We start from the raw sequence: 23,086 nt of genomic DNA on the forward strand, positions 1-23,086 counted from the left end.
TGCACCGCGGTGAACACCGGACGGCTCCACGATGACGGACGAGCCAACCTCCCACCGTCAAACTGGCGGAATCGGGGCTAAGGTGAACCGATGAAGGCTCTCGTACTGTCCGGTGGTGCCGGTACGCGCCTGAGGCCGATCACGCACACTTCGGCCAAACAGCTCGTGCCCGTGGCGAACAAGGCCGTGCTCTTCTACGGACTGGAATCCATCGCCGCCGCCGGTATCACCGACGTCGGTGTGATCGTCGGTGACACCGCCCCGGAGATCCAGGACGCCGTCGGAGACGGCTCCAAGTTCGGTCTGGAGATCACCTACATTCCCCAGGAACGCCCGCTGGGGCTGGCCCACGCGGTGCTCATCGCCCGGGACTATCTGGGCGACGACGACTTCGTGATGTACCTCGGCGACAACTTCATCGTCGGCGGCATCGCCGACCTCGTCGACGAGTTCCGGCGCGGGCGCCCCGACGCCCAGATCCTGCTGACCCGGGTGCAGGACCCACGCGCCTTCGGTGTCGCCGAACTCGACGACACAGGCCAGGTCCTCGGCCTGGAGGAGAAACCGGAACACCCCAAGAGCGACCTCGCCCTCGTCGGCGTCTACCTGTTCACACCGGTGATCCACGACGCGGTCCGCGCCATCACTCCGTCCTGGCGCGGCGAGCTGGAGATCACCCACGCCATCCAGCACCTCATCGACTCCCGCGCCGACGTGCGCTGCACCGTCATCGAGGGCTACTGGAAGGACACCGGGAACGTCGCCGACATGCTGGAGGTGAACCGGACCGTCCTGGAGGGCCTCACCCGCCGCATCGACGGCGAGGTCGACGAGGCGTCGGAGACCGTGGGACGGGTGATCGTCGAAGAAGGGGCACGCATCGTCAACTCGCGCATCGTCGGACCCGCCGTGGTCGGCGCCGGGACGATCGTCGAGGACTCCTACGTCGGCCCCTTCACCTCCATCGCGGAGAACTGCCGTATCACCGACAGCGAGTTGGAGTTCTCCATCGTGCTGCGGGACGCCACGATCCACGGGGCCGGCCGGATCGAGTCCTCGCTCATCGGCCGGCACGTCGAGGTCACGCCCGCGCCCAGTGTCCCCAGCGCCCACCGACTCGTCCTCGGAGACCACAGCAAGGTGCAGATCCACCCATGAACCTTCTTGTCACCGGCGCCGCCGGCTTCATCGGCTCGACCTACGTCCGCACCCTGCTCGCCCGCGACGCGCCGGGCGCTCCCGACGCGCCCCGGATCACGGTGCTCGACAAGCTCACCTACGCCGGCACCCTCGACAACCTCGAACTCGACCACCCCCGGCTGGAGTTCGTGCGCGGGGACATCAGGGACGCCGAACTGGTCGACAAGCTGATGGCCGAGGCCGACCAGGTCGTGCACTTCGCCGCCGAGTCCCATGTGGACCGGTCGATCGCGGGCGCCGGCGACTTCGTCCTCACCAACGTGCTCGGTACCCAGACCCTGCTCGACGCCGCACTGCGCTACGGCGTCGAACCCTTCGTGCACATCTCGACGGACGAGGTCTACGGCTCCGTCGAGACGGGTTCCGCGAGCGAGGAGGCCCAACTGCGGCCCAGCTCGCCGTACTCCGCCTCCAAGGCCTCCTCCGACCTGCTCGCGCTCGCCTACCACCGCACCCACGGCCTCGACGTCCGCGTCACCCGCTGCTCCAACAACTACGGCCCGCACCAGTTCCCCGAGAAGGTCATCCCGCTGTTCATCACCAACCTCCTCGACGGTGAGCGGGTCCCCCTCTACGGCGAGGGCCTCAACGTCCGCGACTGGCTGCACGTCGACGACCACTGCCACGGTGTCGAACTCGTGCGCACCAACGGCCGCCCCGGCGAGGTCTACAACCTCGGTGGCGGCACCGAGTTGAGCAACAAGGACCTCACCGCGCTGCTGCTCCGGTCATGCGGCGCCGGCTGGGAGCGGGTGCGGCACGTCGAGGACCGCAAGGGTCACGATCTGCGCTACTCCGTCGACTGGACCAAGGCCCGCACCGAACTCGGCTACCGACCCCGCCATGACTTCGCGTCAGGCCTCGCCGCCACCGTCGACTGGTACCGCGAGCACCGCGACTGGTGGGAACCCCTCAAGCGCCGCGTGGGCCAGGAGCACGGATGAGGTGGCTCGTCACCGGCGCCGGCGGCATGCTCGGCCGAGACGTGGTCGAGGAACTCCTCGCCCGCGGCGAGCAGGTGACCGGCCTCGACCATGCCGCTCTCGACATCACCGACTCCCGCGCTGCCGACCGCGCCCTTGCCACCCGCCACCCCGAACTGGTCGTCAACTGCGCCGCCTACACGGCCGTCGACCAAGCCGAGACGGACGAGGAACAGGCCCTGCGCGTCAACGGCGACGGCCCGCGCCTCCTCGCCAGGGCCTGCGCCGCGCACGACGCCCGTCTCATCCACGTCTCCACCGACTACGTCTTCGCCGGAGACGGCCGAACCCCCTACGCGGAGGACGACCCCCCGGCCCCGCGCACCGTCTACGGCCGCACCAAACTGGCGGGCGAGCGGGGAGTGTCGGACGAACTCCCGGCCGCGAGCGCGGTGCTGCGCGCCGCCTGGCTCTACGGCGTCCACGGCCGCAGTTTCGTCCGGACGATGATCGAGCTGGAGGCCCGCCGCGACACCGTGGACGTCGTCGACGACCAGCGCGGCCAGCCCACGTGGAGCGCCGACGTCGCCGCGCTCGTCGCCGACCTCGGCCCGCGCGTCGGCCGTGACGCGACCGGCGTACTCCACGCCACCAACTCCGGCGAGGCCACCTGGTACGACCTCGCCCGCGAGGTGTTCCGGCTGCTCGACGCCGACCCCGACCGGGTGCGCCCCGTCACCAGCGAGGCGTTTCCCCGGCCGGCGCCCCGCCCCGCGTACAGCGTTCTCGCGCACGGCCGTCGGGAGCGGCTGGGCCTCACGCCGGCGCGCGACTGGCGCACCGCCCTGCACGAAGCACTGCCCCGGATCCGCAAGGAGACCCTTCGTGAAACGCCATGAGTTCCTGAGGGAACTGCACAAGGTCAGCGGCAACCGCAACTACCTGGAGATCGGCGTCAACGACGGCCGCAGCCTACGGCTGTCCCGCGTCCCCACCATCGCCGTCGACCCCGCCTTCAAGGTGGTCACGGAGATCCGCTGCGACGTGCACCTGGTGAAAGCCACCAGCGACGACTTCTTCGCCCGCGACAACCCGCTCATCCACCTCAGGGGCGGCCGTCATCCGCTGCGCAACCTGCGGCGCGGGCGCCGTCCGCTCGGGTACTGGCGCCGCCCCGTCCTCGACCTGTCGTTCATCGACGGCATGCATCTGTTCGAGTACGCGCTGCGGGACTTCATGAACATCGAGCGGCACTCGGACTGGACGAGTGTGATCGTCTTCGACGACATGCTGCCGCGCAACGTCGACGAGGCTGCGCGGGATCGGCACACCGGGACGTGGACCGGGGACGTGTACAAGATCGCCGAGATCCTCGGGCGGTATCGCCCCGATCTGGTGACGGTGCTCGTGGACACCCAGCCCACCGGGCAGCTCGTCGTCTTCGGGGCCGACCGCCGCAACACGGTATTGCGGGACCGGTACGACGAGATCGTGGCCGAGTACGACGTGCCCGATCCGCAGAAGGTGCCCGAGACGATTCTGGATCGGGCGGGCGCGGTGGCACCGGAGGCGTTGCTCGGGGCGAGCTTCTGGAAGCCGCTCGCGAGGGCCCGCTCGCTGCGGGTCGGGCGGTCGCGGGGGTGGGAGCCGTTGCGCGCGGCAGTCGAGCGGTTGGTGGCACCGGGATGAGCAGTCCCGCGCCCGCTAGGGCGTAGCCGAACCGTTCCCGCCGCGCAACTGGTCGTAGCGGGCTTTGCAGTCCACGTACGACGGCAGCAGTCCGGCCTCTCGGGCCTGCGCCAGCGAAGGAGCCCGCGCGTCCTTGGGGGACAGCAGCGGTGGGATGTGCTCGGGCCAGGCGATGCCCAGCTCGGGGTCCAAGGGGTCCACGCCGTGTTCGTGCTCCGGGGCGTAGCCGGTCGAGCACAGGTAGACCACCGTCGCGTCGTCGGTGAGGGCCATGAAGGCGTGGCCCAGGCCCTCCGCGAGGAACACCGCGTGGTGGCTGTCGTCGTCGAGGCGCAGTGCCTCCCAGCGGCCGAACGTGGGTGAGCCGACGCGGATGTCGACCACCACGTCGAGGACGGCGCCGCGCAGACAGGTCACGTACTTGGCCTGTCCGGGCGGCACATCGGAGAAGTGCACGCCGCGCAGCACGCCCCAGCGGGAGACCGAGCAGTTGGCCTGGGCCAGCGACAGGTCGTAGCCGGTGGCCTCGCGGAACTCCGCGCCCCGGTACCACTCGTGGAAGCTGCCCCGTTCGTCCGGGAAGACCTTGGGCTCCAGCGCCCAGGCGCCTTCGATGCCGAGGGACCGCATGGCGTCACCTCCTCCGGGCCGCGCGAGCCCGCAGCCGGGTCGCCGTTCGGCCCAGTGCCGTACCGAGTTTGCGTCGCGCCCTGCGGACCAGCCGCCGTAGCGCACTGGGGCGGGCGGTGCGCACGACCTGCACCCCGCCGTTTCCGGCGCGCAGGGCGAGCGGTAGCGGGAGGAAGCGGGGTCCCGGCGCGCCGAGAGCCACTCGCCACGTCGACCCTCTCAGGTCACCGAGGGGCAGCACGGCCTCCAGCAGTGCGCCGGAGCCCTGGGGGGACAGTGCGGCGGGGACGTCGTGGGCGGTGTGGGGCGAGGTGAGGCGGAGTGACACCTCGGTGCCGTCGTGGGGGACGTACAGCGGGAGCCGTGCGCGCAGCCTGTCGCCCGACGCCGTGACGTCGCCCGGTGCGAGGGTGCCCAGGCCGAGGCGATGGGTCGCCCGGTCGACGTCCAGGGCCAGATGTGCGTGCGGGGAGGTCCAGTAAGGCAGGACCAGATGGCCGCCGGCCAGCCCGGGGGAGAGGGTGGGGCGGTCCGCTCGCGGGGCCGGGCCCAGGCGGCACTCCTTGGTCCAGCCGCCCAGCTTGACCCGGACGAAGGTGTCCCACAGACCGGCGCGGGTGAGGCTGCCGGGGTCGACGGCGGCGGTCGCGCGCAGCACCAGACGGACCCGGCCGTCGTCCCCGGCCGGCACCTCCTCCCGGGTGAACTCCACCGGCTGGAAGTACTGGGCGGCACTGACGCGCTCGCGCACCAGCAGGTCTGCGGTGGCCTGGCCGAACCGGCCCACGGTGTCCGCGCCGACCCAGGCGACGGCCGCGGCCACGTCCTCGGGCGGTCCGTCGAGGGGCGTACGGGCCGTGCCGGCGGCGAAGGTCATCGGCTCTCCGGCGGAGGTGTACTCGGCGGTGAAGGCCACCCGCAGCACCCCGTCCTCCCAGGCCACGCGCTCGGGGACGGCCGTCAGCGCGATTGCCGCCTCCCACTCGGCGAAGGCCTCGACGTCGTCGTACCGGTCCGCGGCGATCAGCGCGGCGACGACCTGCTGCGTGGGCTGGAGCCCGGCCGCGACACCGGGTCCGAAGCGCTCCACGACGACCTGGTGCATCTCCTCGAACAGCTCCCGGCGATAGTCGGCCGGCAGCGCGAGCAGCCGCCGCGCGCGCATCCGCTCGACCATCTCCACCCGCAGCCAGCGCCGGAAGAGCCGGTCGCGCAGCGGGCCCGGCTCGGTGTACTGCTCGACGACGTCCAGGGCCTCACGGAGGTTCTTGAAGTAGCCACCCGGGTCGAAGCGCTGGAAACCGGCGTTCGAGGCGTCGTCCCGGCGCACGTGGTAGTAGCAGACGTAGTCGCCGAGCACCGAGACGTTGGCCGCGCGCAGGTACGCCTCCGTGACGAAGACATGGTCCTCCAGGCGCCGCCTGCCCTCGGGGAAGCGCAGGCCGATGTCGTCGAGGAAGGCGCGGCGGAACATCTTGTGCGGGGTGAGGCTGTCGATCAGTGGCGCGTTTCCGACGGTGGCACGCGGGTGATTGCGGCGGAACAGCTCCACCGGCACCCCGCGGCCCTTGCCGGCCATCTTGCCGACCACGACATCGGCGCCGTTGGCCACGCCGTAGTCGTACATCCGCTCAAGGGCCTCGTCGCCGAGGTAGTCGTCGTTGTCGACGAACATCACGTACTCGCCCCGCGCGGCTTCGATGCCGACGTTGCGGGGCTTGCCCGACCAGCCGGAGTTCTCCTGGTGGACGACGGTGACCCGGGGCTCCGCGGCGGCGAGCGCGTCCAGCCGGGCGGGTGTCTCGTCGGTCGAGCCGTCGTCGACGAAGATCACTTCGTACTCGTCGGGCGGCAGCGACTGCCGGAGCAGTGAGGTGACGCAGTCCTCGATATAGACCCCGGGGTTGTACACGGGGATGACGACGCTGACCTTGACCGGCATCCGGCTTCGAGCCCCCTAGGGGTCGCTGTGCGTTAACGTCGGATTGTGGTGCTCGTGGCCAAATCCTAACCCTGTCACCGGCTTTGTCCACCGCTCAACCATGGCGACCCCGCATGGCGATCTTCTCGCCGGTAGCCTGACGGCGTGCGCCTGCTGCTGATGTCGGACACCCATCTGCCCAAGCGCGCCAAGGCTTTGCCGGAGGCGCTGCTCGCCGAAGTGCCGCGCGCCGACGTCGTGTTCCACGCGGGGGACTGGGTCGACACGGCCACGCTCGACCTGCTGGAGAGCCGCTGCGCCCGGCTCGTCGGGGTCCACGGCAACAACGACGGCCCGGACCTGCGTGCCCGGCTCCCCGAAATGGCGTACGTCGAGCTCGGCGGCCTGCGTTTCGGCGTCGTACACGAGACCGGCCCCGCCCAGGGGCGCGAGGCGCGCTGCGCCGCCCGCTTTCCCGACCTGGACGTCCTGGTCTTCGGGCACAGCCACATCCCGTGGGACACCACCGCCCCCACGGGACTGCGCCTGCTCAATCCCGGCTCTCCGACGGACCGCCGCCGGCAGCCCCACTGCACCTACATGACCGCGACCGTGGCGGAGGGCCTGCTCAGGGATGTGCGGCTGCACCGGCTGCCGCAGCGCTGAGGGCCCCGACACAAGATCCGGGCCGCTCCATCCGTTGGGAAGCGGCCCGGACACTGCTGATGCGCTGTCATGGACCTCCTTCCCATTCAGAGGCTCTGCTCGGAGGCATATGCCTCCGTTGTGCGGGGACTACCCTTCTGCGCCCGCCTTACACACCCTGAAGGTGGTCACTTCTGTCCCGCCCGTCACATCGCCGGGTGAGCGCGCAGATCACCGTGCGCTCGTCGGCGTCGATGCCGCCCGCAGCGAGTCGGGCGGTGCGTCCGGCTCTCGCCCCGGCTGCTACGACGACGGATGGATCGCGCCCGCCGTGGCCGTCAGCGGGGCGCCCGTGCCGCCCCACCGCAGCGCGACGATCTCGGCGGCGACGGACACGGCGACCTCCTCGGGGGTGCGGGCCCCGAGGTCGAGCCCGACCGGGGAGCGCAGCCGGGCCAACTCGCCCTCGTCGAGCCCGGCTTCGGCCAGCCGCTTCATCCGGTCGTCGTGCGTACGGCGGCTGCCCATCGCCCCGATGTACGCCGCGGGGCGACGCAGCGCCTCCTGTAGCAGCGGCACATCGAACTTGGGGTCGTGGGTGAGCACACAGATCACCGTGCGCTCGTCGGTGTCGGTGCCGCCGAGGTAGCGGTGCGGCCAGTCGACGACCACCTCCACGGCCGCCGGGAAGCGTTTCGGCGTGGCGAAGACCGGGCGGGCGTCGCACACCGTGACCCGGTAGCCGAGGAAGGCGCCGATGCGGGCGACCGCGGCCGCGTAGTCGATCGCGCCGAAGACCAGCATGCGGGGCGGCGGGGCGAAGGAGTGCAGGAAGACGGTGACCGTGTCCTCGCGGCGCTCACCGTGCGGGCCGTAGTGCCTCAGGCCCGTGGCGCCGAGGGCGAGTTCGCCGCGCGCGTCGGCGGTGACCGCCACGTCCAGGCCGGGCGTGCCGAGGGTGCCGGCGACCCGGTCCGGCCACACCGCCAGCGTCGCTCCGCGCGGGGCGGGCCCGTCGGTCACCGTCGCCAGGGTCACCGGACCGCCCGCCGCGACCGACTCCGCGACCTCCCCGAACGACGGATCGCTCTCCGGCGTCACGGACCGCACCAGCAGGGTGATCTCGCCGCCGCAGGTGAGCCCGACCGCGAAGGCGTCCTCGTCGCTGTACCCGAAGGTCTCCAGCCGTGCCTCGCCGCTCGCCACCACCTCCCGCGCGAGCTCGAAGACGGCTCCCTCGACACAGCCGCCGGACACACTGCCCACGACCTCGTCGTCCGGGCCCACGGCCATCGAGGCTCCGGGGTCGCGCGGGGCGCTGCGGCTGGTGGCGACCACCGTGGCGAGCCCGAACGGAACGCCGGCCGTGTACCAGCCGCTGATCGCCGGGAGAATGTCACGCATATCCGTATGTTCGCAGGTCAAATTTGACTGGTCGGCTCTTCGTCCGCGTATTGGCTCGCTCGGGGTGTCGTGCTCTCCGCGCCGATGAGGTCGGTGACTGCCCGGAGGCCACCGTCGGCGAGGGCGGCGCGCTGTCGGTCCGCGCCGGTTCCGTCCTGCAGGAGGCGGTGGATCAGGGCGGCCACGTGCCGGGTGTCGCCGGAGGCTTCGAGCGCGGGAGTGACGTGGCGCAGGAGCTGGTACAGCACGTCGCCCGCGCCGCGTGCGTTGCCGTCGAGGTCGTGCACGGTGTCGCTCAGACCGTGCCGGGCGGCGTGCCACAGCGTGGCACTGAGCAGCTCCGGGGCCCAGTCGGGCGCCGGGGAGCCGGCGGACACCGCCTCCAGCTCCGTACTCACCAGGGCACGCACCAGGCCCGCCAGCATGACCGCGTCATCGACACGCAGCTGGACGTCGAAGCACCGCACCTCGATGGTGGGGTACTGCGCCGAGAGGCGGGTCTGCCAGTACAACTGCCCGGGGTCCGAGATCAGCCTGCTCTTCACCAGCCGCTGCACGCGTCGGTCGTAGTCGGCCACGTCATGGAAGTACGGCGGCATGCCGCTGACCGGCCAGCGACTGAAGACCACGGTGCGCCAGCTGGCGAAGCCGGTGTCGTGGCCTTCCCAGAGCGGGGAGTTCGCCGACATCGCCGTCAGCGTCGGCAGCCAGACCCGGAGCCGGTTCATGACCTGCACGCCCGCCTCCCGGCTGGGTACGGCGACATGCACATGCATACCGTTGACCAGCTGCTCCGCCACCAGTTGGGGCGCTTGCGTGCGCATGGCCCGGTAGCGAGCCTTGTCGGTGACGGCCACGGGCCGGCCGTGGCGCAGCGGCGAAGTCCCGCAGGCCGCGAGCCGGCACTGGTACCGCTCGGCCGCCGCCGCGACGGCGTGCCGCAGCCGCCGCAGATGCGCCCCGGCCTCCTCCAGCGTGCTGCACACCGGGGTGGCCACCTCCACCTGCGCCTGCAGCAGTTCGCTCTGCACCTCCTGGGCGGCCACGAAGGGCGCCAGGCCCGCCGCGGCGCGTACCTTCTCGGCCAGGGGCACGGGCAGTCCCGTGACCGGGTCGAGCAGCAGGTACTCCTCTTCCACACCGATCGTCGTCATCGGCCGCCTCTGACTAGTCCCGTTGCCTGAGTCCGGATCCCGCCGTGGCGGCCACCAGGTACCTGCACGCGCGCGGGAGATCCGAGTGCCGCGGTCGCCGCGGGTCAAACCATGGGTGGCCGGGTCCGGGCCGCTGACCGGGCGGCTCGGGCATTAATCCGTTGCTGTCGGCCGCGGCGGTCTGCTGCACTGCACGGGACCGATCGCCGAAGATCCAGGAGAAGAAGATGCGCACTGCGTTCATGTCCACCCAGGAAGGAACGACCCCCTCACCGAAGGACATGACGTTTCGTGCATTTGCTCAACCTCGGGATCCTCGCCCATGTCGACGCGGGTAAGACCAGCCTGACCGAGCGCCTGCTGCACTCGGCCGGCGTGATCGACGAGATCGGCAGTGTCGACGCCGGGAACACCCAGACCGATTCCCTCGCGCTGGAGCGGCAGCGCGGCATCACCATCAAGTCCGCCGTCGTCTCCTTCGCGCTCGACGACGTGACCGTCAACCTCATCGACACCCCCGGCCACCCGGACTTCATCGCCGAGGTGGAGCGGGTGCTCGGCGTGCTCGACGGCGCCGTGCTGGTCGTCTCCGCCGTCGAGGGCGTCCAGCCGCAGACCCGGGTCCTGATGCGCACGCTGCAGCGGCTGCGCATCCCGACCCTCGTCTTCGTCAACAAGATCGACCGACGCGGGGCGGACCACGACGCCGTCCTGCGAGCCGTCTCCGAGCGGCTGACGGCGGCCGTCGTGCCGATGGGCACGGCCCACGCCCTCGGCACCCGCGAAGCGGGCTTCGTCCCCGGTCTCGCGCCGTCGGCGATCGACGTCCTCGCCGACCACGACGACGAACTGCTGACGGCATACGTCGAGGGCGCGGTCTCCTACGACGATCTCCGCACCGCCCTCGCCGAGCAGACCCGGCAGGCGCTTGCCCACCCCGTGTACTTCGGGTCAGCCGTCACGGGCGCGGGCGTCGGGGCACTCATCGACGGCATCAGGGAACTGCTGCCCGCCGCCGACGGCGACGCCGACGGACCGCTCTCGGGGACCGTCTTCAAGGTGGAGCGGGGTCCGGCGGGGGAGAAGGTCGCGTACGCGCGGATGTTCTCCGGGACGCTGCGCACCCGCGACCGCATCCGCTTCGGCGCCGCCGGGGACACCGCGGACACCGGCGATCCCGGGGAGTCCCGCGCCGAAGGCAGGATCACCGCGATCAGCGTCTTCGACCGTGGCACCGACGTCAGGGACGAACTGGTGGCGGCGGGCCGGATCGCCAAGCTGTGGGGCCTGGGCGACATCCGGATCGGCGACGCCATCGGCGAGCCCCGCAAGGCGTACGGGCAGTTCTTCGCCCCGCCCACCCTCGAATCCATCGTCGCCCCGGCCGACGGCACGGACCGGCGTGCGCTGCACCGGGCACTCACCCGGCTGGCCGAACAGGACCCCCTGATCGACCTGCGCCACGACGAGGTACGGCAGGAGACCTTCGTCTCCCTCTACGGCGAGGTGCAGAAGGAGGTCATCCAGGCCACGCTCGCGGACGATTTCGGTCTCGACGTCACCTTCCGCGAGACGACACCGCTGTGCGTGGAGCGGCCGGTCGGCTCGGGCGGGGCGGTCGAGTTCAACAAGAAGGACGGCAACCCCTTCCTCGCGACGGTCGGCCTGCGCGTCGATCCGGCGCCCGTCGGATCCGGCGTGGAGTTCCGCCTGGAGGTGGAGCTGGGCTCCATGCCGTACGCCTTCTTCAAAGCTGTCGAGGACACCGTCCGCGAGACGCTCGGCCAGGGACTGTACGGCTGGCAGATCCCCGACTGCACGGTCACCATGACGCACTCCGGCTACTCGCCCCGGCAGAGCCATGCGCACCAGGGCTTCGACAAGAGCATGTCCAGCACCGGGTACGACTTCCGCGGTCTGACCCCGCTGGTCCTGATCGAGGCGCTGCGCGAGGCGGGCACCCGGGTCCACGAGCCCATGCACCGCTTCCGCCTGGAGGCCCCCACCGACACCCTGGCCGCGCTGCTGCCGGTCCTGACCAGGCTGCGCGCGGTGCCGCAGACCACGGAGACACGGGGGGCCTCCTGCTCACTGGAGGGCTCGGTGCCGGCGGCCCATGTGCACGAACTGGAGCAGCAACTGCCGGGTCTGACACGCGGCGAGGGCGAGCTGGAGAGCGCCTTCGACCACTACGCCCCGGCCCTGCGCGGCGCTGAACCCGAGCGCCGGCGCACCGACTTCAACCCGCTGAACCGGAAGGAGTATCTGTTGAACCTGACGCGCAGAGTGGGCAGTTGAGCCGCCGGAGCCGCAACTTACTCATGGGTCAGAAGTATTGACGGTGTCCTGATATCACCGGACTGTAGTGGAATGCCGAACTTACGGGCGCGTCTGCTGGTTGTGCTGGTCGTCCTCCTCGGATCCCTCACGGTGGCGGGCCCCGCTCCCGCCACCGCCGCCCCCCTTCCCGACTCCCTCTGGTTCGACGAAACGCCCCTCACCGTGCAGAACGGCCGCTTGACCGACGGCCACGGCCGCGAGGTCGTACTGCGCGGCTACAACGTCTCCGGCGAGACCAAGCTGGCGGAGAACCGCGGCCTGCCCTTCGCCTCGGTCGCCGACGCCAAGAAGTCCGCGACCGCGCTGCGCGCCCTCGGCGGCGGCAACTCGATCCGCTTCCTGCTGTCCTGGGCCTACGCGGAACCCGTCCGTGGCCAGGTCGACACCGCGTACCTGTCCGCCGCCACCGCCCAGATGCGCGCCTTCCTCGACGCGGGCATCCGCGTCTACCCCGACTTCCACCAGGACCTCTACTCCCGGTACCTGTTCGACCCCGACAGCTGGTACTCCGGCGACGGCGCCCCCAAGTGGGCCGTGGACGCCGGAGACTACCCGGACGAGTCCTGCGGGATCTGCCTCTTCTGGGGTCAGAACATCACCCAGAACGAGGCGGTGAAGCAGGCGTCGTACGACTTCTGGCACAACGAGCACGGCCTCCAGGACGCGTTCCTCGCCACCGCCCAGAGGACCATGGCGTATCTCAAACAGAACATCTCCGCCGCCGAGTTCGCGGGCGTCGTCGGCTTCGACCCCTACAACGAGCCGCACGCCGGCAGCTATGACTCCGGCCAGACCAGCCGCGCCTGGGAACGGGACGTCCTGTGGCCGTTCTACGAGAGGTTCCGGGCCCGGATGGACGCGGCCGGCTGGCAGGACAAGCCGCTCTTCGCCGAACCGAACCTGTTCTGGAACGCCAACCTCGACTTCCAGAAGCAGGAGGGCGGACTGCTCGACGCGGGCACGCTCGGGCCGCGGTACGTGTTCAACACCCACTTCTACGACCAGAAAGCCATCTCCGGCATCTTCATGTGGGGCAAGGCGAAGGACGGCCAGTACGCCGGTGACTTCGGGACCGTCCGCGACCGCGCCGCGGCCACCCGCACGCCCGCGATCGTCAGCGAGTTCGGCCACCCGCTGTCGGGCTCGGTCTCCGACAAGGCGCCGACCGTGCTCAAGGCGATGTACCAGGCCCTCGACTCCCGTGTGCCGGGCGCGAGTTGGTGGTCGAACCCGGCAGGCTCCGGCCCGGTGCTCTCCGGTACGCAGTGGCAGTGGGACCTCTACAACGGGCGGCACCACGAGCTGATGAACGACAACCCCGACAAGGTACTCACCACCGGTGACGCCTGGAACGACGAGGACCTGTCCGCCGTACGCCTCGACGACTCCGGTGCGCCGACGCTGCGCCAGGACGCCCGGCTGCTCGACCGGGTCTATCCGAGCGCCACCTCCGGGACGACCGTCGCCTTCACCTACGAGGACCGCTCCCGGGACGGCGACACCACGCTGACCTGGAACCCGGTGCCGAGCTCGCTGCCGAACGTGGCACAGCTGGTGGGATCGGGACAGTACGGGCTGCTGGTCTGGCGCTCGAACAGCGGCTCGGCGCCGACCGAGCTGCACCTTCCGGCGTCCTTCCCGATCGGGTCCACCACCGTGCTCTCCGACCTGGGCGCGGTGTACTCGCCGCCCTCGTACACCTCGACCACCCCGGTCGGCGTCGCCGCCGAACCGGGCGGCACGGGCAGCCGCCGCCTGATGCTCACCGACACCGACTCCGGAGCCCCGCACTACGCGCTGGTGACCAACGGGGCGACCGCTCCCTCCACCACACTGCTGAACGCCGCGCGGTCCGAACTCGCCGCCTGGGCCGCGCGGAACGCCGGGTGACGACCGCCGTTTGACCCTCCCCTTACGTCAGGCCGCACGCTGTACCCGACGAAAGGGCAGGTGAATGAGCTATTCCGTGGGGCAGGTCGCGGCCTTCGCCGGGGTGACCGTGCGCACGCTGCACCACTACGACCGGGCGGGCCTGCTCTCGCCCAGTGGCCGCAGCGGCGCCGGTTACCGGCTGTACGAGGACGTCGACCTGGCCCGGCTCCAGCAGATCCTCTTCTACCGCGAACTCGGCTTCTCCCTCGACGAGATCGCCGAGATCCTCAAGGACCCGCAGGCCAACGCCCTGGAGCAACTCCGGGGCCGGGTACGGCAGCTGGCCGAGGAGATCGGCCGGCTGCGGCGGCTGGCCGAGGTGGCCGAGCAGGCGATCGAGGTCCAGCAGACGGGCGTGGAGCTGACTCCCGAGGAACGCTTCGAGGTCTTCGGCGAGATCGGCTTCGATCTCTCCTACGCCACCGAGGCCCAGCTCAAGTGGCAGGACTCGGCCGGGCAGAAGGAGTCGATGGCGCGCGCCGCCGCCCACACCAAGGAGGATTGGCACCAGCTCATGGGCGAGGCCACCGCCTGGCGAGCGGAGCTGCTCGCGGCCTTCGACGAGGGTGAGCCGGCCGACGGCGAGCGGGCGAGGGACCTCGCCGAGGAGCACCGGCTGCACATCGCCCGCTGGTTCACCACCTGTCCGCCCGACATGCACCGGCGTATCGCGGACGACTTCGCCACCGATCCGCGCGCCTTCGCGCTCGTCGTACCGCCGTCGCAGCAGCGGCCGGGCCTCGCGGCCTATCTGTGCCGGGCCGTGCACGCGAACGCGGCCCGCCGGGCGCAGCGTGAGGAGGAGGACGGATGAGGATCCTGATCGCCGCCGCCGGATCACGCGGCGACGTCGCGCCGTACACGGGGCTGGGGGCCGGCCTGCGCGAGGCCGGGCACGATGTCACGCTCGCCACGACGGACGCCTTCGCGCCCTTGGTGGGGGAGGCCGGCCTGGAGTTCCGTAGCCTGCCCAGCCGCCCGCAGGGCCGAGGCGGGGTCGAAGGCCGACGCGAACTGCTGCGCGCCGCCGCCGCGTTCGTCACCGAGCTGGGCCGCGGCTTCGCCGACGCCGTGGACCAGCGTACGGATCTGCTCCTGCTGTCGACCACCACGGCACCGCTCGGCCGGCATGTGGCCGAGGCCATGGGCATCCCGGCGATCGACGCCCACCTCCAACCCACCACCCCGACCGGCGACTTCCCTCCCACCGTCATGGGAACCCGCTCCTTCGGCCGGCTCGGCAACCGCGTCGCCGGGCGTTTCGCCCTGCGCATGGCCGACCGGGTCTACACCGAGGCCGTCACCGAACTGCGCCGCCGCCTCGACCTGCCGCCGCCGGCTCCGGCCCGGATGCGCCGCCGCCAGGAGCGGGCGAACCGGCCCGTTCTGCACGGCTTCAGCACGGCGCTGGTGCCGCGCCCGGCCGACTGGGGCGCGGGACTCGACATCGTCGGCAACTGGTGGCCCTACCTCGCCTCCGACCGTCGGCTGCCCGCCGAACTGGAGGACTTCCTCGCGGCCGGGGCGCGCCCGGTGTTCATCGGCTTCGGCAGCATGGCGGCCGGTCATGGCGAGCGGCTGAGCGAGCTCGCCGTCCAGGCGCTGCGCCGCGCCGGGCTGCGCGGTGTCGTCCAGGCGGGCAGCGCGGGGCTCGCCGTCACCGGCGACGACGTCCTGACCATCGGCGACGTACCGCACGCGCTGCTCTTCCCGAGGATGGCCGCGGTGGTTCATCACGCAGGGGCCGGGACGGCGGCAGCCGCACTGCGTGCCGCGGCGCCCGCGATCCCGGTGCCGGTGACGGCGGACCAGCCCTTCTGGGCGGCACGGCTCGCCGCGATCGGCGCGGCCACCGACCCGATTCCCTTCGCGTCCCTCACCGCCGAACGGCTCGCGGACGCGCTCGGGCGGACCGTGCGGCAGCAGTCGTACGCCCGTGCCGCCTCGGTCGCCGCGCGGCACATGGCGACCGAGGACGGCGTGGGGGCCGTGCTGAAGGCCCTCGGCTGATCAGCCGGCGGACGGACTCGTCCAGGCGGCCTCCACCTGGCCGAGCCGGACCCGCTGCGGGTGGTCGCCGACCGGGACGGACACCTGCTTCCTGCCCGTCGCGAAGTCGATGGCCGTGACCTGGTCGGTGCCGCTCTCGGAGACCACGCAGGACTTGCCGTCACCGCTGACCGTGGCCCAGTAGGGCTTGGAGGCGGTGACGAGCGGGCCCTCCTGGAGGGTGGAACGGCTCACGACGGTCGCATAGTCGTCCATCGTGCCCGCGACACAGAGCTTGCTGCCGTCGGGGCTCATCGAGATGCCGTGGTGGCGTGAGTCGTTGACGAAGGTGGTGCGGTCGTCGCTGGTCGCCGGGTTCTTCGGCAGGGTCTTGGTGCGGGTGATCTTCTCGGTGGCCAGGTCGTACTCGAAGAAGCCGTTGAAGAACGACACCTGGAAGTACAGCTTCGACTCGTCCGGCGAGAACACGGCGGGACGGACCGCGTCGGAGTGGTCCGTCAGACCGATCGCGTCCAGCTTCGGGCGCATGTCGATGACCTTGACCTGCTGGTACGTGGTCGCGTCGACGACGGTGATGCGGCGGTCGCCCTTCGTCCAGTCCAGCCAGGGGGCGTCGGTCTGGGTGTTCACGTCGCCGATCGCCATGTTGTAGATGTACTTGCCGTCCTTGGTGAAGATGTTCTCGTGCGGCTTGTCGCCGGTGGCGAACCTGCCGAGCTCCCTGCCGGTCTCGATGTCCAGCACATGCACGGTGTTGGAGGTCGACGCCGAGACCGCGACCCGCCTGCCGTCGGGGGAGACGGCCATATGGTCGGCGCGGAAACCGGACACGGGGAACCGCCAGTTGACGTCCCCGGTGGCGAGGTCGAGGGACACGACGTCAGCGAAGCTGGGGCGGGAGACGACCACGGACTTGCCGTCCGGCGTGGAGTACATGTCGTCGACGAACTGGTCGTGGCCCTCACCGACACTGTTGCGGATCGCCATGAAGTAGATCCACTTGATCGGATTGGCGTTGATCTCCGCCATCCGCTCGTCCTTGTCGGGGATGACATTGACACGGCCGATCTTCGCGAAGTCGCCGGAGGACTTGATGACATCGGCGGTGCCGTCCCAGTTGTTGCCGACGAACAGCACCTCACGCAGGGCGGCGGAGGAGTCGGCGGCCGTGGCGGCGGTCGCGGGGGCGGTGACGGTCAGGGCGAGGGCGGCGGCTACGGAGCACAGGTGCCTGGGTCTGATGGCAGGCATGACTGCTCTCTTCCTCTGAGGGGGGCGGGCGTCATGAGTGGGGCATGCCAAAGCAGCGCGGTGAATCTGAACACAGGTGCTTTCAGAGTCAACTTACTGAAAAGTAAGGAGGGGGCGCCCTTCTCCACAAGACTCCGTACACGACAAACTTGACCGACGGGTCCGCGAGGCGGTGGGAGGACAGCGTGGCGGGCAGGCTCAAGGCGCCCACCGGCCGCTATGGCGGCAAGTCGGCCGAGGAACGGCAGGCCGAGCGGCACCGTCGCTTCCTCGACGCGGCACTGCGGCTCTTCGGCGACAGCCCCGGCTACCGGGGCACGACCGTGGCGGCACTCAGCGAGGCCGCCGGGCTGTCGACCCGTCAGTTCTACGAGGAGTTCCGCACCCTGGAGGATGTGCTGGCCGCCCTCCATCTCCAGGTCAACGGGTGGGCGGAGGAGGCCGCGCTGGCCGCGGTGGCGGAGGCGGTCGACCTGCCGCTCGCCGAACGCGCCACCGAGATCTTCCGTGCCTACGCCGCGAACGTCACATCCGACCCGCGCCGCATCCGCATCACATTCGTCGAGATCGTCGGTGTCAGCCCCCGCCTGGAAGAGCAGCGGCTCGCCCGCCGCGCCCGCTGGATCGACCTGGTCTGCGCCGAGGTGGCGGGCGCCGTGGCACGAGGTGAGGCGGCGCCGCGCGACTACCGTCTCGCCGTCACGGCGTTCATCGGCAGCGTCAACGGGCTGCTGCACGACTGGAGCGCGGGCTGGGTGGACGCGACCCTCGACGAGGTGGTCGACGAACTCGTCCGCATCCTCCTGGGCATCCTCCAGCCGGTGGGGCCGCCGCTCGCCGGGCCCTGACGCGTGTGCCGTGACGGCACCGCGGACATGCCGGGGTCAGTCCCTGTCGTTCTTCTCGTTCTCGCTGTCCGCCTTGGTGCCGATGACCTTGAAGTCCTTGTCGAGGTGGACGTCGGTCCGCTTGCCGTCGGGCAGCGTGACCTCGACCTCGTAGTACCCGTCCTCGTCGCCGACCTCGGTGTCCGTGACCTTGCCGCCACCCGTGTGTTCCAGCGCGGCGGCGCTCGCGCTTTCGAGCGCGCTTCCCGTGATGGGCTTCTCGGAGTCATCGCCGGCCGTGGCCACGGCGAGTCCGGTGCCGCCGCCGATGAGCACGGCCGAGACCACGCCCGCGACGATCCACTTGCCCTTGCGCCTCATGTCCACTCCCTGTGCCGCACCAGTCCCTGCGCCTGGTCCTCTGCGGTTCCAGGATGCGATGCCGCCGCTGAACGCCCGCTGAACGAAGCTGAACAGCGATTCAGCCGCAGAGCCGGTCCACGGCGTCGAGCACGGGAGCAGCCCCGTCCTCGGCGCGCAGCCCGTCGGCCAGGTCGCGGGCGCGACGGCCGTAGGAAGGATCCTCGGTCGCCTGCCGTACGGCCGCCGTCAGCGCCTCGGTCGTGAACCCGCGCAGCGGGACCGCGCGGGGCGCCACCCTCAGGGCGACCAGGCGGGCGGCCCAGAAGCCCTCGTCGAACTGGATCGGCAGCGGCACCGCCGGCACCCCGGCCCGCAGCCCGGCGGCGGTCGTGCCCGCCCCGCAGTGGTGGACCACGGCGGCCATCCTCGGGAACAGCGCGGAGTGCGGCACCTCGCCGATGGTCAGCACGTCGTCCCCGGCGGCCTCCAGCCCGCCCCAGCCCCGCTGGATCACTGCGCGCAGCCCGGCCTTGCGTACAGCGCGCACGACATCGGCGCTGAGCCGCGCCGGATCCGGCACGGTCGCGCTGCCCAGGCCCACGAAGACCGGCGGCGGGCCCGCGTCGAGGAAGTCCAGCAGCTCGCGGGGGAGTTGAGTCTCGCGGTCGTACGGCCACCAGTATCCCGTCACGCGCAGGTGCGGGCGCCAGTCGTACGGCCGGGGCACCACCAGGGGGCTGAAGCCGTGGAACACCGGGCCGCTTCGCCCGCCCCGGGACCGTGTGCGGGGCAGCCCGAGCCTCGCGCGTGCTTCGGGTACGGCCGCCGAGAAGACCCGCTCGACGGCCAGGGTCACCCCATGTCCGGCGACCCGGTTCCCGAGGCTGCCCCAGGAGCCGCCTCCGAGCATCGGTGGCGCGAACTCCCGGGTGGGGGCGAGCGGTTGCAGCGGGAGGTCGACGCAGGGCAGCGACAGGCCCTCGGCGATGGCGTGTCCCAGCGGCGCGGTGGAGCCCGCCAGGAGCAGGACGTCGCTCGTGCGCGCGGCGGCCAGCATGTCGTCGGTCATCCGCCCGGCCAGGCTCCGCGCCATCCCCACCACGCGCACGAGCTTGCCCACGCCGGTCCCGCTGCGATGCAGACTCCGCCCGCGCGCTGACTCCAGCTCGTGGATCCAGCGGCAGTGCATGGAAAAGCACGCCCGATCCCGCCACCAGCGGTTCGAAGCGGCCGTGCGTCACCAGGGTCACCTCGTGTCCGGCCCGGACCAGGGCGTGCCCGAGTCCGGTGTAGGGGGCCACATCGCCCCGGGAGCCCACCGTCATGATCGCTACCCGCACCCCGCCAGTATGGCGGCCTCGGCCGTGGTGAGCGCCAACTTGCCGCGCGAACGGGCGACTTCAGGTCTGTCCCATCCGTTGACTTCCCCCTCCCGCGGCTCTACTTTCGGCGCCACATGTTCGATGACTCGACTTCTGTTCGAAATCACGAACTCTGTGCCTTCCCCCCGCATGAAGGAGCCGCATGTACCCCCCTCCTCGCGTCGGCCCCGTCCGCCGCCGCAGATCCGCCGTCGCGCGGGTCCTGGTCCTCGCGCTCGCCGCGACGGCCGCCCTGCTGTTCGCCGGCCCCGCACCGGCCCAGGCGGCGACGACGGCCCGGCAGATCCCGGTGCCCACCGCCCCCATGGGCTGGGCCTCGTGGAACGCGTTCGCCGCGAAGGTCGACCACAACGTCATCAAGCGGCAGGTCGACGCGTTCGTGGCGGCGGGTCTGCCCGAGGCCGGCTACGAATACATCAACATCGACGAGGGCTGGTGGCAGGGCACCCGCGACAGCGCCGGCAACATCACCGTCGACGAGGCCGAGTGGCCGGGCGGCATGAAGGCCATCGCCGACTACATCCACGGCAAGGGCCTCAAGGCCGGCATCTACACCGACGCCGGCAAGGACGGCTGCGGCTACTACTTCCCGACCGGCCGCCCGGCCGCGCCCGGCTCGGGCAGCGAGGGACACTACGAGCAGGACATGCTCCAGTTCTCGCGATGGGGCTTCGACTTCGTGAAGGTCGACTGGTGCGGCGGTGACGCCGAGGGCCTCGACCCGAGGACGACGTACCGGGCGATCAGCGACGCCGTGGCCACCGCGACCGCCACCACCGGCCGCCCGCTCGCCCTCTCCCTGTGCAACTGGGGCTACGACAACCCGTGGAACTGGGCGCCGGGCATGGGCCCGATGTGGCGGACGAACACGGACATCTTCTTCCACGGCGGCACACCGTCGTACAGCAGCGTCCTGACCGCCTTCGACCGCAACATCCACCCCACGGCCCAGCACACCGGCTACTACAACGACCCCGACATGATGGTCGTCGGGATGAACGGCCTGACCGCCGCCCAGAGCCGCAGCCATATGAACCTGTGGGCGATCTCCGGCGCCCCGCTCCTCGCCGGCCTCGACCTCACCACCCTCACCGCCGAGACGACGGGCATCCTCACCAACCCGGAGGTCATCGCCGTCGACCAGGACCCGCGCGGCCTCCAGGGCGTCAAGGTCGCCGAGGACACCACCGGCCTCCAGGTGTACGGCAAGGTCCTCGCCGGCAGCGGCAACCGTGCCGTCGTCCTCCTCAACCGCACGTCGGCCACGCAGAACATGACCGTCCGCTGGTCCGACCTCGGCCTGACGAACGCCTCCGCGACCGTCCGCGACCTGTGGGCCCGGCAGAACGTGGCCACCACCGGCACGAGCCACACCACCAGTGTCCCGGCCGGCGGTTCCGTGATGCTCACGGTCACGGGCGGCACCGAACAGTCCGCGAGCACCTACGGCGGCACATCGAGCTTCTCCGGCGTGGTCGCGGCCAGCGCCGGTCTGAAGACGGTCGAGGTCTCCTACACCAACAACGCGTCCACGGCCCGCACGGCCACGCTCACCGTCAACGGCCAGACCCCCACGAAGGTCTCCTTCCCGCCGACCGGCTCAAGCCCGGGCAACATCTCCGTCAACGTCTCCCTCGCCAAGGGCAGCGCCAACACGATCGCCTTCTCGGGCGCCCCGACCTTCGAAGGCATCGTCGTACGGCCACTGCCCGGCAGGAACGGCACGCTGATCACGGGCACCGGGTCCGGCCGCTGCGCCGACATCGACGACAACACCATCGCCAACGGCACCGACGCCCAGCTGTGGGACTGCAACGGCGGCCAGAACCAGGTCTGGCAGTACAACAGCACCCGCAAGGAACTGGTCGTCTACGGCAACAAGTGCCTCGACGCCTACGACCTCGGCACCACCAACGGCACCCGCGTGGTCATCTGGGACTGCAACGGCCAGAACAACCAGAAGTGGAACCTGGGCAGCGACGGCACCCTCACCAACGTCAACGCCGGGCTCTGTCTGGACGCGTACGGCGCGGCGACGGCCAACGGCACGAAGCTGGTGCTGTGGACCTGCAACGGCCAGGACAACCAGAAGTGGACGGTGAGCTAGCGCGGCGGACCTAAGCGAGGCACACGACAAGAACACCGAGAGCCACGGCGCAGGTCAGCAGCCAGCCGGCCAGCAGACGGCGCCGCAGGTCGCGGTACCTCGCCTCGTACTCGTCCCGCAGTCTCCCGGCGCGCTCGGCCGTGCGCTGCCAGGAGACGCGGGCGAGTGCGAGGTACTCCGCCTCGAACCGCCGCTCCACCTCGCCCCGTTGCGCGTCCGTCAGCCAGTGCAGCGGGGCGCTGAAACGCGCGGCGGCCGTACGGCCTTCCTCCCGGGTCGCGGCGAGCAGCAGATGTCCCTCGATGTCGTTCAGGAACTCGTCGGTGACGCTCACAGAGCCGTCAACTCCTTCTCCGCCGCGGGCGCGTGATGCAGATCGAACGCCGGGGACTCGGACCGGATCCGCGGCAGGGTCAGGAAGTTGTGCCGCGGCGGCGGGCAGGAGGTCGCCCATTCCAGCGAGCGGCCGTATCCCCACGGGTCGTCGGCCTCGACCTGTTTTCCGTACTTGGCCGTCTTCCAGATGTTGTAGAAGAACGGCAGCAGCGACGCACCGAGCACGAACGAGAAGACGGTCGACAGCGAGTTGAGCGTCGTCAGGCCCTCCACCGCCAGATAGTCGGGAATCCGGCGCTGCATTCCGTTCACGCCCAGCCAGTGCTGGACCAGGAAGGTGCCGTGGAAGCCGACGAACAGCGTCCAGAAGGTCATCTTGCCAAGGCGCTCGTCCAGCATTTTGCCCGTGAACTTCGGCCACCAGAAGTGGAAGCCGGCGAACATCGCGAACACCACCGTGCCGAAGATGACGTAGTGGAAGTGCGCCACGACGAAATAGGTGTCGGAGGTCGGGAAGTCCAGCGGCGGTGAGGCGAGCATGACGCCGGTGAGTCCGCCGAAGACAAAGGTGACCAGGAATCCGAAGGCCCAGAGCATGGGGGTCTCGAAACTCAGTGAACCGTTCCACATCGTTCCGATCCAGTTGAAGAACTTCACGCCGGTGGGTACGGCGATGAGGAACGTCATGAAGGAGAAGAACGGCAGCAGGACGCCTCCGGTGACGTACATGTGGTGCGCCCACACCGTCACGGACAGACCCGCGATCGCGATGGTCGCCGCGATCAGACCCATGTAGCCGAACATCGGCTTGCGGGAGAAGACCGGGATGACCTCACTGATGATGCCGAAGAACGGCAACGCGATGATGTACACCTCTGGATGCCCGAAGAACCAGAACAGGTGTTGCCACAGCAACGCCCCGCCGTTCGCGGCATCGAAGACATGGGCGCCGAACTTGCGGTCCGCCTCCAG

Annotated in this window: 19 protein-coding genes and 1 pseudogene; 11 read left to right on the forward strand and 9 right to left on the reverse strand. The window is 70.7% G+C overall.

Annotated features, from left to right (window positions below; all coding sequences use genetic code 11):
* Positions 1 to 90: 90 nt before the first annotated feature.
* The 4 genes from ACZ7NC_RS18180 to ACZ7NC_RS18195 are packed head-to-tail and all read left to right on the forward strand — an operon-like array spanning position 91 to position 3,812.
* Entirely contained in the window at positions 91 to 1,158 is a 1,068-nt protein-coding gene (locus tag ACZ7NC_RS18180; RefSeq protein WP_471489366.1) for a glucose-1-phosphate thymidylyltransferase, read from the forward strand.
* Complete coding sequence (gene rfbB, locus ACZ7NC_RS18185) at positions 1,155 to 2,144, forward strand: dTDP-glucose 4,6-dehydratase (protein ID WP_471489368.1); 990 nt, start codon at positions 1,155 to 1,157, stop codon at positions 2,142 to 2,144. Before ACZ7NC_RS18180 ends, rfbB begins: the two co-directional genes overlap by 4 nt.
* Positions 2,141 to 3,022 (forward strand): dTDP-4-dehydrorhamnose reductase, encoded by an 882-nt coding sequence (rfbD, locus tag ACZ7NC_RS18190; RefSeq protein WP_471489369.1) that lies wholly within the window; start codon positions 2,141 to 2,143, stop codon positions 3,020 to 3,022. The genes rfbB and rfbD overlap by 4 nt, the downstream gene beginning before the upstream one ends.
* Positions 3,009 to 3,812 (forward strand): class I SAM-dependent methyltransferase, encoded by an 804-nt coding sequence (locus tag ACZ7NC_RS18195; RefSeq protein ID WP_471489371.1) that lies wholly within the window; start codon positions 3,009 to 3,011, stop codon positions 3,810 to 3,812. Before rfbD ends, ACZ7NC_RS18195 begins: the two co-directional genes overlap by 14 nt.
* Before the next feature lie 15 nt (positions 3,813 to 3,827).
* Here the strand turns inward: ACZ7NC_RS18195 and rfbC are convergent, their stop codons facing one another.
* The gene (rfbC, locus tag ACZ7NC_RS18200; RefSeq protein WP_471489373.1) at positions 3,828 to 4,442 is read right to left on the reverse strand and encodes a dTDP-4-dehydrorhamnose 3,5-epimerase; all 615 of its coding nucleotides are present in this window, start codon (positions 4,440 to 4,442) and stop codon (positions 3,828 to 3,830) included.
* A 4-nt stretch (positions 4,443 to 4,446) separates the two neighbouring features.
* Positions 4,447 to 6,384, reverse strand: a complete 1,938-nt coding sequence (locus ACZ7NC_RS18205; protein ID WP_471489375.1) for a glycosyltransferase family 2 protein — start codon at positions 6,382 to 6,384, stop codon at positions 4,447 to 4,449.
* Between the two features lie 144 nt (positions 6,385 to 6,528).
* Here ACZ7NC_RS18205 and ACZ7NC_RS18210 point away from each other — a divergent pair, with 144 nt between their 5' ends.
* The gene (locus tag ACZ7NC_RS18210) at positions 6,529 to 7,029 is read left to right on the forward strand and encodes a metallophosphoesterase family protein (protein ID WP_471489377.1); all 501 of its coding nucleotides are present in this window, start codon (positions 6,529 to 6,531) and stop codon (positions 7,027 to 7,029) included.
* A gap of 282 nt (positions 7,030 to 7,311) precedes the next feature.
* Here the strand turns inward: ACZ7NC_RS18210 and ACZ7NC_RS18215 are convergent, their stop codons facing one another.
* Positions 7,312 to 8,412, reverse strand: coding sequence for an XdhC family protein (locus ACZ7NC_RS18215; protein ID WP_471489378.1), 1,101 nt, complete (start codon positions 8,410 to 8,412; stop codon positions 7,312 to 7,314).
* Positions 8,413 to 8,429: 17 nt separating this feature from the next.
* Positions 8,430 to 9,566 carry a carboxylate-amine ligase gene (locus ACZ7NC_RS18220; RefSeq protein ID WP_471489380.1) on the reverse strand — a complete coding sequence of 379 codons (1,137 nt, stop codon included), beginning with the start codon at positions 9,564 to 9,566 and terminating at the stop codon, positions 8,430 to 8,432.
* A gap of 291 nt (positions 9,567 to 9,857) precedes the next feature.
* Between ACZ7NC_RS18220 and ACZ7NC_RS18225 the strand changes: the two genes are divergently transcribed.
* From ACZ7NC_RS18225 to ACZ7NC_RS18240, 4 genes are all read left to right on the forward strand, one after another.
* Positions 9,858 to 11,864, forward strand: a complete 2,007-nt coding sequence (locus tag ACZ7NC_RS18225) for a GTP-binding protein (protein WP_471489382.1) — start codon at positions 9,858 to 9,860, stop codon at positions 11,862 to 11,864.
* A gap of 72 nt (positions 11,865 to 11,936) precedes the next feature.
* Positions 11,937 to 13,796, forward strand: coding sequence for a cellulase family glycosylhydrolase (locus tag ACZ7NC_RS18230; protein WP_471489384.1), 1,860 nt, complete (start codon positions 11,937 to 11,939; stop codon positions 13,794 to 13,796).
* 64 nt (positions 13,797 to 13,860) lie between these two features.
* Positions 13,861 to 14,652 (forward strand): MerR family transcriptional regulator, encoded by a 792-nt coding sequence (locus ACZ7NC_RS18235; RefSeq protein ID WP_471489386.1) that lies wholly within the window; start codon positions 13,861 to 13,863, stop codon positions 14,650 to 14,652.
* Positions 14,649 to 15,848 (forward strand): glycosyltransferase, encoded by a 1,200-nt coding sequence (locus ACZ7NC_RS18240; RefSeq protein WP_471489387.1) that lies wholly within the window; start codon positions 14,649 to 14,651, stop codon positions 15,846 to 15,848. Before ACZ7NC_RS18235 ends, ACZ7NC_RS18240 begins: the two co-directional genes overlap by 4 nt.
* Here the strand turns inward: ACZ7NC_RS18240 and ACZ7NC_RS18245 are convergent, their stop codons facing one another.
* Positions 15,849 to 17,099 (reverse strand): YncE family protein, encoded by a 1,251-nt coding sequence (locus tag ACZ7NC_RS18245; RefSeq protein WP_471489389.1) that lies wholly within the window; start codon positions 17,097 to 17,099, stop codon positions 15,849 to 15,851. It lies immediately after the preceding gene.
* Positions 17,100 to 17,284: 185 nt separating this feature from the next.
* Here ACZ7NC_RS18245 and ACZ7NC_RS18250 point away from each other — a divergent pair, with 185 nt between their 5' ends.
* A complete protein-coding gene (locus tag ACZ7NC_RS18250) occupies positions 17,285 to 17,947 on the forward strand; it encodes a TetR/AcrR family transcriptional regulator (protein ID WP_471489408.1) in 663 nt (220 codons plus the stop codon).
* A gap of 36 nt (positions 17,948 to 17,983) precedes the next feature.
* Here ACZ7NC_RS18250 and ACZ7NC_RS18255 read toward each other — a convergent pair whose 3' ends face one another.
* Positions 17,984 to 18,307 (reverse strand): PepSY domain-containing protein, encoded by a 324-nt coding sequence (locus tag ACZ7NC_RS18255; protein WP_471489390.1) that lies wholly within the window; start codon positions 18,305 to 18,307, stop codon positions 17,984 to 17,986.
* A 100-nt stretch (positions 18,308 to 18,407) separates the two neighbouring features.
* Positions 18,408 to 19,614: pseudogene (locus tag ACZ7NC_RS18260) on the reverse strand (glycosyltransferase).
* Between the two features lie 199 nt (positions 19,615 to 19,813).
* Here ACZ7NC_RS18260 and ACZ7NC_RS18265 point away from each other — a divergent pair.
* Positions 19,814 to 21,778, forward strand: coding sequence for a ricin-type beta-trefoil lectin domain protein (locus tag ACZ7NC_RS18265; protein WP_471489392.1), 1,965 nt, complete (start codon positions 19,814 to 19,816; stop codon positions 21,776 to 21,778).
* A gap of 10 nt (positions 21,779 to 21,788) precedes the next feature.
* Here ACZ7NC_RS18265 and ACZ7NC_RS18270 read toward each other — a convergent pair whose 3' ends face one another.
* A complete protein-coding gene (locus ACZ7NC_RS18270) occupies positions 21,789 to 22,112 on the reverse strand; it encodes a hypothetical protein (RefSeq protein WP_471489393.1) in 324 nt (107 codons plus the stop codon).
* Positions 22,109 to 23,086 (reverse strand): cytochrome c oxidase subunit I (locus tag ACZ7NC_RS18275; RefSeq protein WP_471489395.1); only part of this gene is annotated, 978 nt, incomplete at its 5' end. The genes ACZ7NC_RS18275 and ACZ7NC_RS18270, both read right to left, overlap by 4 nt.

The sequence above is a fragment of the Streptomyces sp. NPDC111802 genome (assembly GCF_055634335.1).